Genomic DNA, 14,366 nt, shown 5'->3' with positions numbered 1-14,366 from the left:
TTCCCGACCGAGATGCAGGTGCTGATCGACGGCCGCTCGGTGATCACGCCGAGCGCCTTCGGCGGCGTCGACTGGAGCGCGCTGCCGCTGACGCTGGATGAGATCGACCGCATCGAGGTGGTGCGCGGCACCAACGCGAGCGGCTTCGGTGCGAACGCGTTTCTCGGCGTGATCAACATCATCACGCGCCATAGCAGCGAGGACCAGGGCACGCGCGTGACGGTTAGCGCCGGCGACGACCGCCTGGCCGACGCGGAGGCGCACTGGAGCGGCGGCAGCGGGCCGCTGACCGTGCGCGTGAATGCGGCGAGCCAGCACGACCAGGGGTTCCGCAGCCTGCACGATACCCTCAACCGCAACACGCTGGCCTTGCGCGGTGACCTGCAGGTGTCGCCGCAGGATGCCGTGCTGCTACGGGCCGCGGCGAGCGAAGCGAGACGCGGCGAAGGCTACGCGGACTCGGTCTTCGGGAACAATGCGCCACGCACCACCGAAAGCGGCGACCACACGCTGCATCTGCAGTGGCAGCACACGCCGGACGCGGACAGCGAGTGGCTCGTCAACTACTACCGCAACCACGAGCGGATCCGCGACGAGTGGTTCGCATCCGCCCCGCCCTTCTTCCCCAGAGTGCCGCTCGACCGGAATCGCAGCAGCATGCGCGACGATATCGAGGTGCAGCACCGCCTCGCCCCGCGCAGCGACCTGCAGTTCGTCTGGGGCGCCGAAGCGCGCCGCGACGAGGTCGACGCCCCCTTCCTGTTCTACGGCGGCAACCCGGATCCGCAGAACCTCTTCCGCCTCTTCGGCAACGTCGAATGGCGCGCCCGCGAGACGCTGAGCTTCAACGCAGGTGGCGCACAGGAGAAGTATTCGGGAGCGCCCTCGACCTTCAGCCCGCGCCTCTTCGCGAACTGGCAGGCTTCTCCGACCGATACGCTGCGCGCCGGTTACGCCCGCGCCTACCGCCAGCAGATTCCGTTCGAGCTCTTCGGCGATATCCGCGCGATCGACCCCGCGAGCGGCGCGGCGCTGGTGCGCCCCTTCCTGCCCAACCCGGACCTGGACCAGACGCGCATCGATAGCGTCGAACTGGGCTACCTCGGCCGCTTCCCCTCGCTGCACACGACACTCGACGTGCGCCTCTTCAGCGAACGCATCCGCGACTTCATCGTGCGCGTGCCACAGCCCGACCCGACGCCTGCGCCACTGCTGTCGTCCTTCCTGGGTTCGACGCGCTACGAGAATGTCGACTCGCCGGTGATGATGCGCGGCCTCGAATACCAGCTCGTCGCGCAGCCGCGCGCGGGCACCGAGCTGCGGCTCACGCACACGCTGCTCGCCCCGCGCAGCCACGACTCCGCCATCGAGGATCGCAGCGCCTCCTATACTGCAAGCATGAGCTGGCTGCAGGACTGGGCGCCGGGCTGGAAGAGCATGGTGAGCGTGCTGCGCATGGGCTCGCTCGCCGGCGGCGACGGGTACGTGCCGCGCTTCCGCTACCTGTCGCGCCCCTATACGACGGTCGACGCCAATCTCAGCTACACGACGCGCATCGCCGGCCATGGCGTGCAATTCGCGCTGACCGCGCTGAACCTCGGTCCGCGGCACCAGGAAATCGCCGATCGTACCGAACAGGCGGCAAGCGGGGGCACCGAAGCCGTCAATCGTGCCAGTCGCATCGTGTACGGAACGGCCACGATCGGATTCGACTGAAACTTTCCACCCATCGCCATGCAAGCATTCGTCCTACAGCCCCACCCCGACACGCCTGACACGCCGGTCAAAGCCGTCAGTGTGACGCTTTCGCGCGGGGGCGACGGTGCTTTGACCCTGCGCTATCGGATCATCGGCGCGATCGACGCGATCCGCGTGCCCGCCGCGACTTTTCCGGGCCGGGCGGACGGCCTGTGGGCCCATACCTGCTGTGAAGCCTTCATTGGCGCGGCCGGCAGCACCGCCTACCGCGAGTTCAACTTCTCACCGTCGGGCGAATGGGCGATCTACGATTTCGACGACTACCGGCTGCGCCGCGACAAGGCTCCGATCCCGCTGCTGCCGCCGGCGATCCTTGCGCGGAGCGAAGGCGGCGAGCTGCTGTTGGAGGCCGCGATCGACGCTGCCGCGCTGCCGACCGGCCACTTGCTGCAGCTCGGACTGTCGGCTGTGATCGAAACGACCGAGGGCGGGTTATCCTATTGGGCTCTGCGCCACCCCTCCGAGCGCCCCGACTTTCACCACCGCGACGCCTTCACGCTGACGCTGTCCCAGGCGCCGCGCTGAACGCGCCGCCAACTGCCAGGACACGATGAATATCCGGTTCGGACTCGACCGCCTGCTCGAAGACCCGGCACTGCGCCGCCCGCTTGCCGGCCGCCGCATCGCGTTGCTCGCCCACCCCGCCTCCGTCACGCGCAATCTGACGCATTCGCTCGACGCGCTCGCGGCGCTGCCCGACCTGAAGCTCACCGCCGCCTTCGGCCCGCAGCACGGACTACGTGGCGACAAGCAGGACAACATGGTCGAGTCGCCGGACTTCATCGACCCGGTGCACGGCATCCCCGTCTTCAGTCTTTACGGCAACGTACGCCGGCCGACCGACGCCATGATGGACAGCTTCGACGTGCTGCTCGTCGACCTGCAGGATCTCGGCTGCCGCATCTACACCTTCATCACGACGCTGCGCTATGTGCTCGAAGCCGCCGCGCGCCACAAGAAGGCCGTGTGGGTGCTCGACCGCCCGAATCCGGCGGGCCGCCCCGTCGAAGGCCTGCTGCTGCGCGAAGGCTGGGAGAGCTTCGTTGGCGCGGGACCGATGCCGATGCGGCACGGTCTGACGATGGGCGAGCTCGCGCGCTGGTTCATTGCGACGCTCGGACTCGACGTCGAGTGCGAAGTGATCGCGATGGAAGGCTGGCAGCCGAACGCCGCGCCGGGCTATGGCTGGCCGCTGGGCGAGCGCAGCTGGGTCAATCCGAGCCCGAACGCGCCGAACCTGTCGATGGCGCGCGCCTATGCGGGTACGGTGATGCTCGAAGGCACGACGCTCTCCGAGGGCCGCGGCACGACGCGCCCGCTGGAACTCTTCGGCGCGCCCGACATCGACGCGCGCGCGATCCGCGCCGAGATGCAGCGCCTCGCGCCGCACTGGCTCGCGGGCTGCGTGCTGCGTGAATGCTGGTTCGAACCGACCTTCCACAAGCACGCCGGCAAGCTCTGCAGCGGCCTGCAGATCCATGTCGAGGATCCCGCGCACTACGACCACGGCGCTTTCCGTCCGTGGCGACTGCAGGCGCTCGCGTTCAAGGCGCTGCGCCGGCTGCAACCGAACTATGCGATCTGGCGCGATTTTGCGTACGAGTACGAGCACGACCGGCTCGCGATCGACCTGATCAACGGCAGCCCGCTGCTGCGTACCTGGGTCGACGATCCGGCCGCGATGCCCGACGACCTCGATGCGCTGAGCGGCCCGGACGAACGGGCGTGGCGCGAGGAGCGGGAGAGCTTCCTGCTCTATCGTTGATCGAAGCTTTGCGTCCGTTCGTAACAGCTGCGGCGACTTCATGCCCCGGCGCGGCGGCGTGCATTGCCATTTGCCCACTGGGGCTTTTTCCCCCGTCGCAACCGGACGCACTCGTGCCACGGCGATCCTGACATTTCGCCAACTGCCCGCCGGCCATGCGAGGCTGCCTGCAACGCGCCGACGCTTGGCCCCTGGCATCACAACACGTTGAGACAATAGGTTTTTCCGCACCTCGCGCTGTGCCTGCACAGTCGCATCGGCGTCCTGCACCGCCCTGCAGGTCACCGATCAGTCCGGAGAACCGAAGTGAAACTGAAGCAACTGATCTGTGCGCTGATCGCGTTCAGTCTCCTCATGCCCGTGGTCGCGGGCACGCCCGCCACGCAGGCCCCATCCGGATCACCGCCCCCGGCGCCCTCGGATGACGAATCCCCGCCGTCGATCGCCTACATCGAATACGGCTTCCGCCTCTTCGACCGAAACGGGGATGGGCACATCACGCTGGACGAGGCCAAGGCTTCCCCGCCGGTGGTGCCCTATTTCCGCGAACTCGATCGCGATGCGGACGGCGGGATCTCCTTGGCCGAATGGACCGCGTACTTCCTGCAGACGGCACAGCGCTGAGCAAAACCGGCGCAACCGAGGGCCAGGAACGGCTTACAATCCGCAACACGACCTGCCGCCGCAGCCCGGAGACAGGCGCCCGAGCCTACGCCCCCGTCACCGGAGCCCATGCGATGAACGACGCCTTGCGCATCTTTGCATGCAATTCGAACCCCGCCCTGACCAACGAAATCTGCGCGAAACTGGGGATTCCGCTCAGTCCGGTCGAGATTTCACGCTTCTCGAACGACAACCTGCAGGTGCAGATCCGCGAGAACGTGCGCGAACGCGATGTGTTTGTCGTGCAGGCCTTCACCGAGCCGGTGAGCGAGCACATCATGGAGCTGATGATCACGCTGGACGCGCTGAGGAGTGCGTCGGCGCGGCGCGTCACCGCAGTGATCCCGTACTACTCCTACGCGCGGTCGGACAAGAAGGACGCGCCGCGAATCTCGATCACCGGGCGGCTCATCGCCGACATGCTCGTCACTGCGGGCGCGAACCGCGTGCTGACGATGGACTTGCACGCCGAGCAGGTGCACGGCTTCTTCAACGTGCCGGTCGACCACCTGACGGCGATCCCGACGATTGCCGAGCATTTCCGCAGGAATCACGACCTCGCCAACATGGTGGCCGTGGCGACCGATGCGGGCGGCGCGAAGCGGGTCGGGCGCTTCTCGGAGCGGCTCGACATCCCGATGGCGATCATCGACAAGCGCCGGGTCAGCGACACCTCGGTCAAGCAAGGCCACGTCGTCGGCGACGTGAAGGGGCGCGACGCGGTGATCTTCGAGGACGAGATCTCGACCGCCGGCACGCTCTTGTCGACGATCGAGACGCTGCGCGCCGCGGGCGCCCGCTCGGTTCATGCCGGTGCCGTGCACGCGGTGCTGTGCGGGCCGGCGATCGAACGGCTGCGCGACGCCCCGATCGAGTCGATCGTCGTCACGAACACCGTGCACATGCCGCCGGGCAAGCACCTCGACAAGATCACGCAGCTCACCGTGGCGCCGCTCTTCGCCGCGGCGATCGAACGTATCCATAGCGGCGAGAGCGTCGGGGCGCTGTTCGAGTGAGGGGCACTCAGGCCTGGCCGTTCGCCGCGAGCCAGGCTTCGTAGCCGCCCTTGAGCGGTCGCACCGCCGTATAACCCAATTCCGTCAGCACATGCGCCGCGCGCACGGCGGTCGCATCGCCCGGGCAGGCGCACATCGTGACGATCGGACGCTGGCGCGGCCAGTCGCCGACGGACTGCAGCAGGTTTTCGACGTCCGCACGCGTCGCGAATTCGATCGGCGCCGTCGCCGCGATCATGGCCGGCCCGCGCAGGTCGAGGAAGAGCGGCGGCGCGTCGGACGCCATCGCCTCGATCAGCTCCAGCGGCGTCACGTGCGGGATCGCCGCGAGCTTCATGAAGCGGTAGCGCTGCCACAGCTTCCATGCGAGCCATAACGCGAGCACCAGCCCGCCCATGACGACCATCGTCCGCCCGTGGCGGCTCATCGCGGCGAGCGCGTCCTGCAGCTCGTCGCGCAGGAGCCAGCCGACGACGATTGCCCCACCCGCCCACAACGCGGCTCCAACCGCGGCGGCGAACAGGAAACCCGGCAGCCGCATGCGCAGCGAACCGGCGATCGGCGGCGCGACGGTCGAGAAGCCCGGCACGAACTTCGCGACGACGAGCGACCACAGGCCCCAGCGCTGGAATCTCGCTTCGGTCTGGGTGACGCAGGAATCCGGGTTGATCGACAGCCGGCACAGGCCGGTCAGCACGCGGTAGCCGAAGAAGCGGCCGCCGGCGTACCACGAGGCGTCGGCCAGGAGCGAGGCCAGCACGGCCGCCGCGAGCATCGCAGCCGCCTGCGCGGGCGAGGCCGCGAGGCTCCCGGCGACGAGCAGGGTCGGCACCGCCGGCACCGGCAGACCCACTTGCTGCAGCAGCACGTTCAGGAACACGACCCATACGGCATCGCGCTGAAGCGCTTCGGTGATCTGGCTGAGGTCCATCGGCGGCACTCGCGCGTGGGAGGTCCAAAATGGAAGAACCCCGATTTTCACCTGAAAACCGGGGTTCCGCCGAAGTTAGACATTAGCCGATGAAGAAGCGCTCAGTTTCGCTCGGGCTCGCCCTTCAGTCCTCGCACCAAGGCTTTCGAGCCATCACGGGCGGCGTGGCCGATCGTGATGCCGGTGCGCTTCATCGCGTCCCAGGTCACGACGGCGGCATCGCGCGCGGTATGCCCGATCGTGCGGCCCGCGTGGGCGGCGCCGTGGCCGATTTCGCGGCCGGCATCGCGCGCGCCGGTACCAATATCGTGCATCGTCGAGCCGACGCCATGGCCAGCTTCCTCGGCGGTCGTCGACGCGTTGTTCGACTCCTCGGCCGCGGCCGACAGCGGAATCAGCGCAACGAGCGCGATCGCGCCCACTGCGGCGAGGCGGATGATTGAAGCCGGCTTGTGAGACCGGCTGGATCGAATGCGTGTGGGCATGATCGGGTCTCTCCACGTAAATGGCTGCGAACGCACAGCCTGCATAGATGAAAGACCGGCAGGGTAAAGAGACGTTCAGGCGGCGCCCGAGCAATCCCTGTTCCCGCTGGGCTATCCCCAGTTTACGTCACCCGAAATCGGGGGACGGTAAGAAGGCGTAACCCTCCCCGTCCCCGTCCCCGTTCGCCTCTTATAGGATCGGCGCGAGCCAGCGTGCGGCCTCGTCGACCGTCATGCCGCTGCGCTTCGCCCAGTCCTCGAGCTGGTCGCGGCCAATCTTCGGGATCGCGAAGTAGCGTGCTTCCGGATGGGCGAGGTAGAAGCCGCTGACGGCCGCAGCCGGGCTCATCGCGAAGGATTCGGTCAGCGTCATGCCGGTGTTTTGGGTCGCGTCGAGCAGCGCGAAGAGCCCGCCCTTCGACGTGTGATCCGGGCAGGCCGGATAGCCCGGCGCGGGACGGATGCCGCGGTATTCCTCGCGGATCAGCGCGGCGTTGCCGAGGGATTCGTCGGCCGCGTAGCCCCAGAATTCCTTGCGCACGCGCCAGTGCAGCCACTCGGCGCAGGCTTCGGCCAGGCGGTCGGCGAGGCTCTTCAGCATGATCGCGTGGTAGTCGTCGTGCGCGGCTTCGAATTCGGCAAGCTTCTTCTCGATGCCGAGGCCAGCCGTCACGGCGAAGGCGCCGGCGTAGTCGGCGACACCCGAGTCCTTCGGCGCGACGAAGTCCGACAGGCAGTAATGCGGCTTGTCGGACGGGCGTTCGTGCTGCTGGCGCAGGCCGTGCCAGTGCATCAAGGGCGCCTCGCGCGACTCGTCGGCGTAGAACGCGACGTCGTCGCCGACGCGGTTCGCGGGGAAGAGGCCGAACACGGCGCGCGCCTGCAGCCAGCCTTCCTTGACGATCTTGTCGAGCATCGCCTGCCCGTCCTTGAAGACGCTGCGGGCGGTCTCGCCGACGACCTCGTCGTCGAGGATCTTCGGGAAGCTGCCGGCGAGGTCCCAGGTCTGGAAGAAGGGGCCCCAGTCGATGAATTCGAGGAGTTCCGCGAGCGGCACGGCAAGTGCCTGCACGCCGAGCGCGCGGGGTTTCGTCGGCGCGTAGCCGGTAACGCTGTCCCAGCGGAAGGCGTTCGCCCGGGCGGCTTCGAGACTCACGAGCTGCACGCCCTTCTTGTTCGCGTGCTGGGCGCGGATCTTGTCGTAGTCGGCGGCGAGCTGCGCCTTGAAGTCGGCCGCGCCGCCTTCGGAGAGCAGCGCCGTGACGACGCCGACCGCGCGCGACGCATCCGGCACGTAGACGACCGGCTGCCCGTAATGCGGCGCGATCTTGATCGCCGTGTGCGCACGGCTCGTCGTCGCGCCACCGATCAGGAGCGGCACGTCAAAACCTTGGCGCTGCATCTCGGCCGCGACGTGGCTCATCTCTTCGAGAGACGGCGTGATCAGGCCGGACAGGCCGATCGCCTGGGCGCCGTGTTCTCGCGCGGCATTCAGAATCTTCTCGGCCGGCACCATCACGCCGAGGTCGATCACTTCGTAGCCGTTGCAGCCGAGCACGACGCCGACGATGTTCTTGCCGATGTCGTGCACGTCGCCCTTCACGGTCGCGACGACGATGCGGCCCTTCGAGGTCGCACCGGTACGCAGCTTCTCGGCCTCGATGAAGGGGATCAGATGCGCGACGGCCTGCTTCATCACGCGCGCCGATTTGACGACCTGCGGCAGGAACATCTTGCCGGCGCCGAAGAGGTCGCCGACGACGTTCATGCCGGCCATCAACGGACCTTCGATCACCGCGAGCGGCGGCTTGCCCGCGGCTTCGAGCTTCGCGCGCACCTCCTCGGTGTCGGCGACGACGAAGTCGGTGATGCCCTTCACCAGCGCGTGCGACAGGCGCTCCTCGACCGACCACTCGCGCCATGCGAGATCCGGTCCGGTGTTCTTCGCCTTGCCTTCCTTCACCGACTGCGCGAACTCGACGAGCGCCTCGCCGGCGCCGGGATGGCGGTTCAGCACGACGTCCTCGACCTTGTCGCGCAGCGCGGGTTCGAGATCGTCGTAGACGCCGAGCATGCCCGCATTGACGATGCCCATCGCCATGCCCGCCTTGATGGCGTGGTACAGGAAGACCGTATGGATCGCCTCGCGCACCGGGTCGTTGCCGCGGAAGCTGAAGGACACGTTCGACACGCCGCCGGAGGTCTTCGCGTAGGGCAGGTTCTGCTTGATCCACGCGACGGCGTTGATGAAGTCGACGGCGTAGTTGTCGTGCTCCTCGATGCCGGTCGCGATCGCGAAGATGTTCGGGTCGAAGATGATGTCTTCGGGCGGAAAGCCGATGCCGACGAGGAGGTCGTAGGCACGCTTGCAGATCTCGGTCTTGCGCTTGTAGGTATCGGCCTGGCCCTTCTCGTCGAAGGCCATCACGATCACTGCCGCGCCGTACTGGCGGCACAGCCGCGCCTGGCGCAGGAACTCGGCCTCGCCTTCCTTCATCGAGATCGAGTTGACGACGCCCTTGCCCTGGATGCACTTCAGGCCCGCCTCCATCACGCTCCACTTCGACGAGTCGAGCATGATCGGCACGCGCGAGATGTCCGGCTCGGACGCGATGAGCTTCAGGAAGCGCTCCATCGCGGCGAGCGAGTCGAGCATCGCCTCGTCCATGTTGATGTCGATGACCTGGGCGCCGTTCTCGACCTGCTGGCGCGCGACCGCGAGCGCGTCGTCGAAGCGGCCTTCGAGGATCATGCGTGCGAAGGCCTTCGAGCCGGTGACGTTGGTGCGCTCGCCGACGTTGACGAAGAGGCTGTCGGCGCCGACGTTGAAGGGTTCCAGACCCGACAGGCGGAGCTTCTTCTCGATTTCCGGCACCTGGCGCGGCGCAATGTCAGCGACGGCCTGAGCGATCGCGGCGATGTGCGCCGGCGTCGTGCCGCAGCAGCCGCCGACGATGTTCACGAGGCCCGATTGAGCCCATTCGCGGATGTCGGTCGCGAGTTGCTCGGGCGTCTCGTCGTAGCCGGTCGGGGACAGCGGATTGGGCAGGCCTGCGTTCGGGTGCGCGGAGACGTGGGTGTCGCAGACGTGCGAGAGGTCCTCGACGTACTGGCGCAGCTCCTTCGCGCCGAGCGCGCAGTTGAGGCCGAAGGAGATCGGCCGCGCGTGCGCGAGGGAGTTCCAGAAGGCTTCCGCGGTTTGGCCGGAGAGCGTGCGGCCGGAGGCGTCGGTGATCGTGCCGGAGATCATCACCGGCACGCGGCGGGCGGTTTCCGCGAAGAGCTTCTCGACCGCGAACACTGCGGCCTTGGCGTTCAGCGTGTCGAAGATCGTCTCGATCAGCAGGATGTCCGCGCCGCCTTCGAGCAGCCCGCGCGCCGAGTCGTAGTAGTCGTCGACGAGCGCATCGAAGCTGATGTTGCGAAAGCCCGGGTCGTTCACGTCCGGCGAGATCGACAGCGTGCGCGAGGTCGGCCCGAGCACGCCGGCGCAGTAGCGCGGCTTCTGCGGATTCTTTGCCGTGTATTCGTCGCACAGCTCGCGCACGAGGCGGGCACCGGCGACGTTGATCTCGTACGCGACGTCCGCCAGCCCGTACTCGGCTTGAGACACGCGCGTGCCGTTGAAGGTGTTGGTCTCGATGATGTCCGCGCCGGCGTCGAGGTAGGCGCGGTGGATGCCCGCGACGACCTCGGGGCGGGTCAGCACCAGCAGGTCGTTGTTGCCCTTGAGGTCCTTCGGGTGCGCCTTGAAGCGTTCGCCGCGGTAGTCCGACTCGGCGAGCTTGTGCTGCTGGATCATCGTCCCCATCGCGCCATCGAGGATCAGGATGCGGCGGGCGAGAAGGTCGCGGAGTTCTTGGCTGCGGTCGGCTTGCATGGTCTACCTCGGTCTGGCGAATTCACAGGCACCGGGCGGAGGCCGCAGGAGCGCACAAAAGCGAACGGCGCGGCAAACCCCGGTGGTGGTTTGCGAGCGCCGTTGTTCGGTTGCCGAGCCTGGCCCGCAAGTATCGGGTCGCAACGCTCCTCGGCAAGAGAGTTGATTCTATGGAAATTTCGCGCGCGTGCCAAGGCGGAAGAGAGTTGAGGCTGACGCGTCGATGAAATTCGGTTATACCTCGCGGCGCCGGTCATTCAAAAGGAATCTCCCTTGCGTCATCCTGCGTTCTTTTGCGCCCCATCCTGCCGGGGCACGCAATGAGCCTCGTCATCGGACTCGTCGTCGGATTGGTGCTGGGCCTGACCGGTGCCGGCGGCTCGATCTTCGCCGTGCCGCTGCTGATGGCGGGGCTCGGCTGGTCGATCACGCAGGCGGCGACGGTCTCGCTGCTCGCGGTCGCAATCTCGGCCGCGGTCGGCACCGCGATGGCGTGGAAGCACAGCTACGTGCGCTATCGCGCGGCGACGCTGATGGCAGCAGTCGGCATCCTCGTCGCGCCGATCGGGATCCGCGCCGCGGACGGAATGCCGGCCGCGAATCTCGCGCTGATCTTCGCGCTGGTGCTGGTCGTCGTGGCGATCCGCATGTTCCACGGCGCGCGGACGTCCAAGGAGGACGCGACGGTCGTGCGCTCGGCGGTCGCGGGTGAAGGACGCTCGTCGGCCGGGCGGATCGGCAGCGTCGATCCTGAAACCGGGCGTCTCGTGTGGACACGCGCCGTCGCGCTCACCGTGTCGCTGATCGGCGCTGCGACCGGTTTCCTGTCCGGCATGCTGGGCGTCGGCGGCGGCTTCGTGATCGTGCCGGCGCTACGCGCGACGCTGCCGCTGTCGATGCACTCGGCCGTCGCGACCTCGCTGATGGCCATCGCGTTGACGAGTTCGGTAACTTTCGTCAGCTGTCTGCTGCAGGGCCGCCCGGCGCCGCTGCTGGCGGCCCTGCCCTTCGTCGCGGGATCGGTGCTCGGCATGGTGCTGGGCCGTCGCGTCGCGCCGCGCGTGTCCGGCCCCGCCCTGCAGCAGGGATTTGCCATCGCGGCGGGAGTCGTCGCGCTCGTCATGGCCGTCAAGACGTGGATGTCGATGTGAGCGCCGCTGGCGTTTCGCCGCTCAAGTGCTAGCGTGAAGCATCGACGGCCGCGCTTGCGGTCGCGACGGCCCGCCGAGCGGTCGCCGCGGCGGTTCATTCACCGGGGTCCGCCCGCCCCTGCGGCGCGCAGCGAAGCCGGCCGGGGACGACGAGCTCCCTTTGGCAGCGGACATCATGGACACCCCCCAACTCGGATTGAAATGCGTCAAGGTCGTGGCGCTGGCGGTGCACGACATGGCGCGGGCGAAACGCTTCTATGGGCAGACGCTGGGCCTTGAACCGGCGAGCGGCGGTGGCGACGAGGTCGGATTCCTGCTCGGCGACGTCGTCCTGATGCTCAAGGACGGCTGGTACGGCACACCGACCGCCGAGCCCAATCCGCGCATCACGCTCGAATGCGCCAGTGCGCGCGCGACCGAGGAAGCGCTGAAGCGGCGCGATGTGAAGATCTCGAACCCGGTCGATCGCTACGACGAAGGCTTCTTCATCGGCGCCTTTCTCGACAGCGAGGGCAACAAGCTGTGGTTCTGCTCGGCCGACTAAGGACCTCTCCGGCCTTCAGGCCTCCTCCCCTTCGATCGGCAGCGAGGCTTCACGCCAGTTGCGGAAGCCGCCGTCGAGGGCGACGGCGCGGCTGAAACCGAGGCGGCGCAGCATCGCAGTCGCGAGTGTCGAGATCTTGCCGTACTCGCAGTAGACCACGATGCGGCGCGTCGGATCGGGCAGGACGGCATCGACGCGCAGCTCGAGTTGTCCGCGCGGGATGTGCATGGCGCCGGGAATGTGGGCGCGGCGGTAGTCGCCGGTCTCGCGCACGTCGAGGATCGTGATGCCCGGCTCGGGCGCGAGCGCGCGGGCGCTGACCTCGTCAATCGACATGAAGGCGATCTGGTCGGCGGCTTCGGCGATCAGCTGGGCGACGGATTGGCCGCCGCTGCAATTGACGCGCAGGGCCTCGGTGAGGTGATCCGGCGCCTTGAGGTCCAACCCGTTCATCAGCGCGACGAAGGCCTCGCGATCGCCGGCCTGCAGCCGCGGGTTGGTCGCGAGTTCGGTGCCGATCGTCGTGCTTTCCTGGTCGCGGTAATTGTGTGCGGGGAAGACGCGCGTCTCGCGGGGCAGCTTCAGCAGGCGGTCGAACAGGCTGTGGTAGAGCGCCACCGGATCGCCGGTCGGCAAATCCGTGCGGCCGGTCGCGCCGATCAGCAGCGTGTCGCCCGAGAAGAGACAGTCCTCGACGCGCACGCAGGTGGAATCGGCCGTGTGGCCCGGGGTGTGCAGGATCTGCAGGCGCAGGTTACCGACGATCAGCGTCTCGCCGTCGTCGACACGAATGTCGACGTAGGGGGCAGGGCTCAGCCGATGCATCACCACCGGCACCTCTAGGCGGCGCCCGAGCGCGCGGCTCGCCGAGAAGTGGTCGGCGTGGGTGTGCGTGTCGTAGAGGTAATGGATCTGCAGGCCGTGGCGCGAGCAACTCGCGAGGTAACGGTCGACGAGGCTGATCTCCGGATCGATCAGCAGCGCGCCGCAGCGCTGCTCGCAGCCGACGAGATAGGACAGGCAGCCGCCCGTGCGAAACTGTTCGAGAATCATGTCCGCCCCTCCCCATCGGGCTACTGATGAGTGCAATATAGACCGGTCACGCGCGGGAGTTGCCATGAAGCCGCTGCCCCCAGACTGGTTGTTCCGCCTCGCGCCCGGCGCGCGGATGCTCCGCGACTATCGGAGCGAGGACTTCCCGCACGACCTCGCCGCCGGCCTCTCGGTGACCGCGGTGGCGATCCCGGTGAGCGTCGCGTATGCGGAACTCGCCGGGTTTCCACCCGCGTCCGGGCTGTACGCGTCGATGATCTCGATGATCGTCTATGCCTTCTTCGGCTCCTCGCGCCAGCTCATCGTCGGCCCCGACGCACCGACCTGCGCGATGCTCGCGGCCGCACTCGCGCCGATCGCGGCCGTGGGCTCGCCGGAATACCGCGCCTGGTCGCTCGCGCTGACCTTCCTCGTCGGCTTGATGTGCCTCGTTGCGAGCCGCATGCGCCTCGGCGCCTTCGCCGACTTCCTGTCGAAACCGATCCTGATCGGTTTCCTCAACGGCATCGCGTTGTCGATCGTGCTCGGCCAGCTCGGCAAGCTGCTCGGCTTTCCGGTCGAGTCGCGCGACATCGTCGACAGCCTGCGCGAAGTCGCCGACAAGCTGCCGCAGGTGCACTTTCCGACGCTCGCCGTCGGGGCGCTCGCGTTCGCGACGCTCGGCTGGACGCGGCGGCGCCTGCCACGGCTGCCCGCGGCGCTGGTGGTGCTGGTGGCAACCGGCGCGCTGACGGCACTGCTCGGCCTCGCAAACTACGGCGTTGCGGTGATCGGACCGGTCCCGGCGGGCTTGCCCCAGCTCGCCCTCCCCCATCTCAGCGGCACTGCGATGCACACGCTCTTCAGCGCCGGCGCCGGCATCACGCTGGTGAGCTTTTCGAGTGCGATGCTGACGGCGCGAAGCTTCGCCGCGCGCAACGGCTACGAGATCGACCCCGAGCGGGAGTTCGCGGCGCTGGGCGTCGCCAACGTCGCCTCGTCGATGCTGGGGGGCTTCGCGGTCAGCGGGGCCGGTTCGCGCACCGCGGTGAGCGAGGCCTCGGGCGGGCGCACGCAAATGGTGAGCCTGGTCGCCGCGGCGGGTGTCGCACTCGCGCTCGTCGTCCTGACGGGGCCGCTG

General features: G+C 67.9%; 12 protein-coding genes and 1 riboswitch. Of the genes, 8 read left to right on the top strand and 4 right to left on the bottom strand.

The annotated features are described in order from the left end of the window. The 5 genes from VJ673_RS01390 to VJ673_RS01370 form a co-directional block, all read left to right on the top strand. The coding region (locus VJ673_RS01390; protein ID WP_324124219.1) for a TonB-dependent receptor plug domain-containing protein at positions 1 to 1,716 on the top strand (1,716 nt) is incomplete at its 5' end. 18 nt (positions 1,717 to 1,734) lie between these two features. Further along, positions 1,735 to 2,283 carry a DOMON-like domain-containing protein gene (locus VJ673_RS01385; protein WP_324124218.1) on the top strand — a complete coding sequence of 183 codons (549 nt, stop codon included), beginning with the start codon at positions 1,735 to 1,737 and terminating at the stop codon, positions 2,281 to 2,283. Between the two features lie 25 nt (positions 2,284 to 2,308). Then, the gene (locus VJ673_RS01380; RefSeq protein WP_324124217.1) at positions 2,309 to 3,523 is read left to right on the top strand and encodes an exo-beta-N-acetylmuramidase NamZ family protein; all 1,215 of its coding nucleotides are present in this window, start codon (positions 2,309 to 2,311) and stop codon (positions 3,521 to 3,523) included. A 306-nt stretch (positions 3,524 to 3,829) separates the two neighbouring features. Continuing rightward, positions 3,830 to 4,147 carry an EF-hand domain-containing protein gene (locus tag VJ673_RS01375; RefSeq protein ID WP_324124216.1) on the top strand — a complete coding sequence of 106 codons (318 nt, stop codon included), beginning with the start codon at positions 3,830 to 3,832 and terminating at the stop codon, positions 4,145 to 4,147. Positions 4,148 to 4,260: 113 nt separating this feature from the next. Further along, a complete protein-coding gene (locus VJ673_RS01370) occupies positions 4,261 to 5,202 on the top strand; it encodes a ribose-phosphate diphosphokinase (RefSeq protein ID WP_324124215.1) in 942 nt (313 codons plus the stop codon). A 7-nt stretch (positions 5,203 to 5,209) separates the two neighbouring features. Here VJ673_RS01370 and VJ673_RS01365 read toward each other — a convergent pair whose 3' ends face one another. The 3 genes from VJ673_RS01365 to metH form a co-directional block, all read right to left on the bottom strand. Continuing rightward, positions 5,210 to 6,133: a VTT domain-containing protein gene (locus tag VJ673_RS01365; protein WP_324124214.1), complete on the bottom strand. Its 924-nt coding sequence runs from the start codon at positions 6,131 to 6,133 to the stop codon at positions 5,210 to 5,212. Positions 6,134 to 6,234: 101 nt separating this feature from the next. Continuing rightward, positions 6,235 to 6,618 carry a hypothetical protein gene (locus tag VJ673_RS01360; RefSeq protein WP_324124213.1) on the bottom strand — a complete coding sequence of 128 codons (384 nt, stop codon included), beginning with the start codon at positions 6,616 to 6,618 and terminating at the stop codon, positions 6,235 to 6,237. A 190-nt stretch (positions 6,619 to 6,808) separates the two neighbouring features. Continuing rightward, a complete protein-coding gene (gene metH, locus VJ673_RS01355; RefSeq protein WP_324124212.1) occupies positions 6,809 to 10,498 on the bottom strand; it encodes a methionine synthase in 3,690 nt (1,229 codons plus the stop codon). 87 nt (positions 10,499 to 10,585) lie between these two features. Further along, positions 10,586 to 10,656: riboswitch (S-adenosyl-L-homocysteine riboswitch) on the bottom strand. A 162-nt stretch (positions 10,657 to 10,818) separates the two neighbouring features. Here metH and VJ673_RS01350 point away from each other — a divergent pair. Both VJ673_RS01350 and VJ673_RS01345 read left to right on the top strand, forming a co-directional pair. Next, complete coding sequence (locus VJ673_RS01350) at positions 10,819 to 11,649, top strand: sulfite exporter TauE/SafE family protein (protein ID WP_324124211.1); 831 nt, start codon at positions 10,819 to 10,821, stop codon at positions 11,647 to 11,649. Positions 11,650 to 11,824: 175 nt separating this feature from the next. After that, positions 11,825 to 12,193 (top strand): VOC family protein, encoded by a 369-nt coding sequence (locus VJ673_RS01345; RefSeq protein WP_324124210.1) that lies wholly within the window; start codon positions 11,825 to 11,827, stop codon positions 12,191 to 12,193. Between the two features lie 15 nt (positions 12,194 to 12,208). On the opposite strand, the gene VJ673_RS01340 is transcribed toward VJ673_RS01345, so the two are convergent. Beyond that, complete coding sequence (locus VJ673_RS01340) at positions 12,209 to 13,246, bottom strand: MBL fold metallo-hydrolase (protein ID WP_324124209.1); 1,038 nt, start codon at positions 13,244 to 13,246, stop codon at positions 12,209 to 12,211. Positions 13,247 to 13,310: 64 nt separating this feature from the next. Here VJ673_RS01340 and VJ673_RS01335 point away from each other — a divergent pair. Continuing rightward, positions 13,311 to 14,366 (top strand): SulP family inorganic anion transporter (locus VJ673_RS01335; RefSeq protein ID WP_324124208.1); only part of this gene is annotated, 1,056 nt, incomplete at its 3' end.

The organism is Aromatoleum sp. (assembly GCF_035254505.1).
In the GTDB taxonomy this organism is placed as follows: domain Bacteria; phylum Pseudomonadota; class Gammaproteobacteria; order Burkholderiales; family Rhodocyclaceae; genus Aromatoleum.
Note: the sequence above shows the minus strand (reverse complement) of the source record. Positions and strands in the feature narration are given on the sequence as shown.

Coding starts and splice junctions, on each gene's coding strand:
- VJ673_RS01385 (WP_324124218.1), top strand. CDS start 1,735: ATGCAAGCATTCGTCCTACAGCCCCACCCCGACACGCCTGACACGCCG.
- VJ673_RS01380 (WP_324124217.1), top strand. CDS start 2,309: ATGAATATCCGGTTCGGACTCGACCGCCTGCTCGAAGACCCGGCACTG.
- VJ673_RS01370 (WP_324124215.1), top strand. CDS start 4,261: ATGAACGACGCCTTGCGCATCTTTGCATGCAATTCGAACCCCGCCCTG.
- VJ673_RS01365 (WP_324124214.1), bottom strand. CDS start 6,133: ATGGACCTCAGCCAGATCACCGAAGCGCTTCAGCGCGATGCCGTATGG.
- VJ673_RS01360 (WP_324124213.1), bottom strand. CDS start 6,618: ATGCCCACACGCATTCGATCCAGCCGGTCTCACAAGCCGGCTTCAATC.
- metH (WP_324124212.1), bottom strand. CDS start 10,498: ATGCAAGCCGACCGCAGCCAAGAACTCCGCGACCTTCTCGCCCGCCGC.
- VJ673_RS01350 (WP_324124211.1), top strand. CDS start 10,819: ATGAGCCTCGTCATCGGACTCGTCGTCGGATTGGTGCTGGGCCTGACC.
- VJ673_RS01345 (WP_324124210.1), top strand. CDS start 11,825: ATGGACACCCCCCAACTCGGATTGAAATGCGTCAAGGTCGTGGCGCTG.
- VJ673_RS01340 (WP_324124209.1), bottom strand. CDS start 13,246: ATGATTCTCGAACAGTTTCGCACGGGCGGCTGCCTGTCCTATCTCGTC.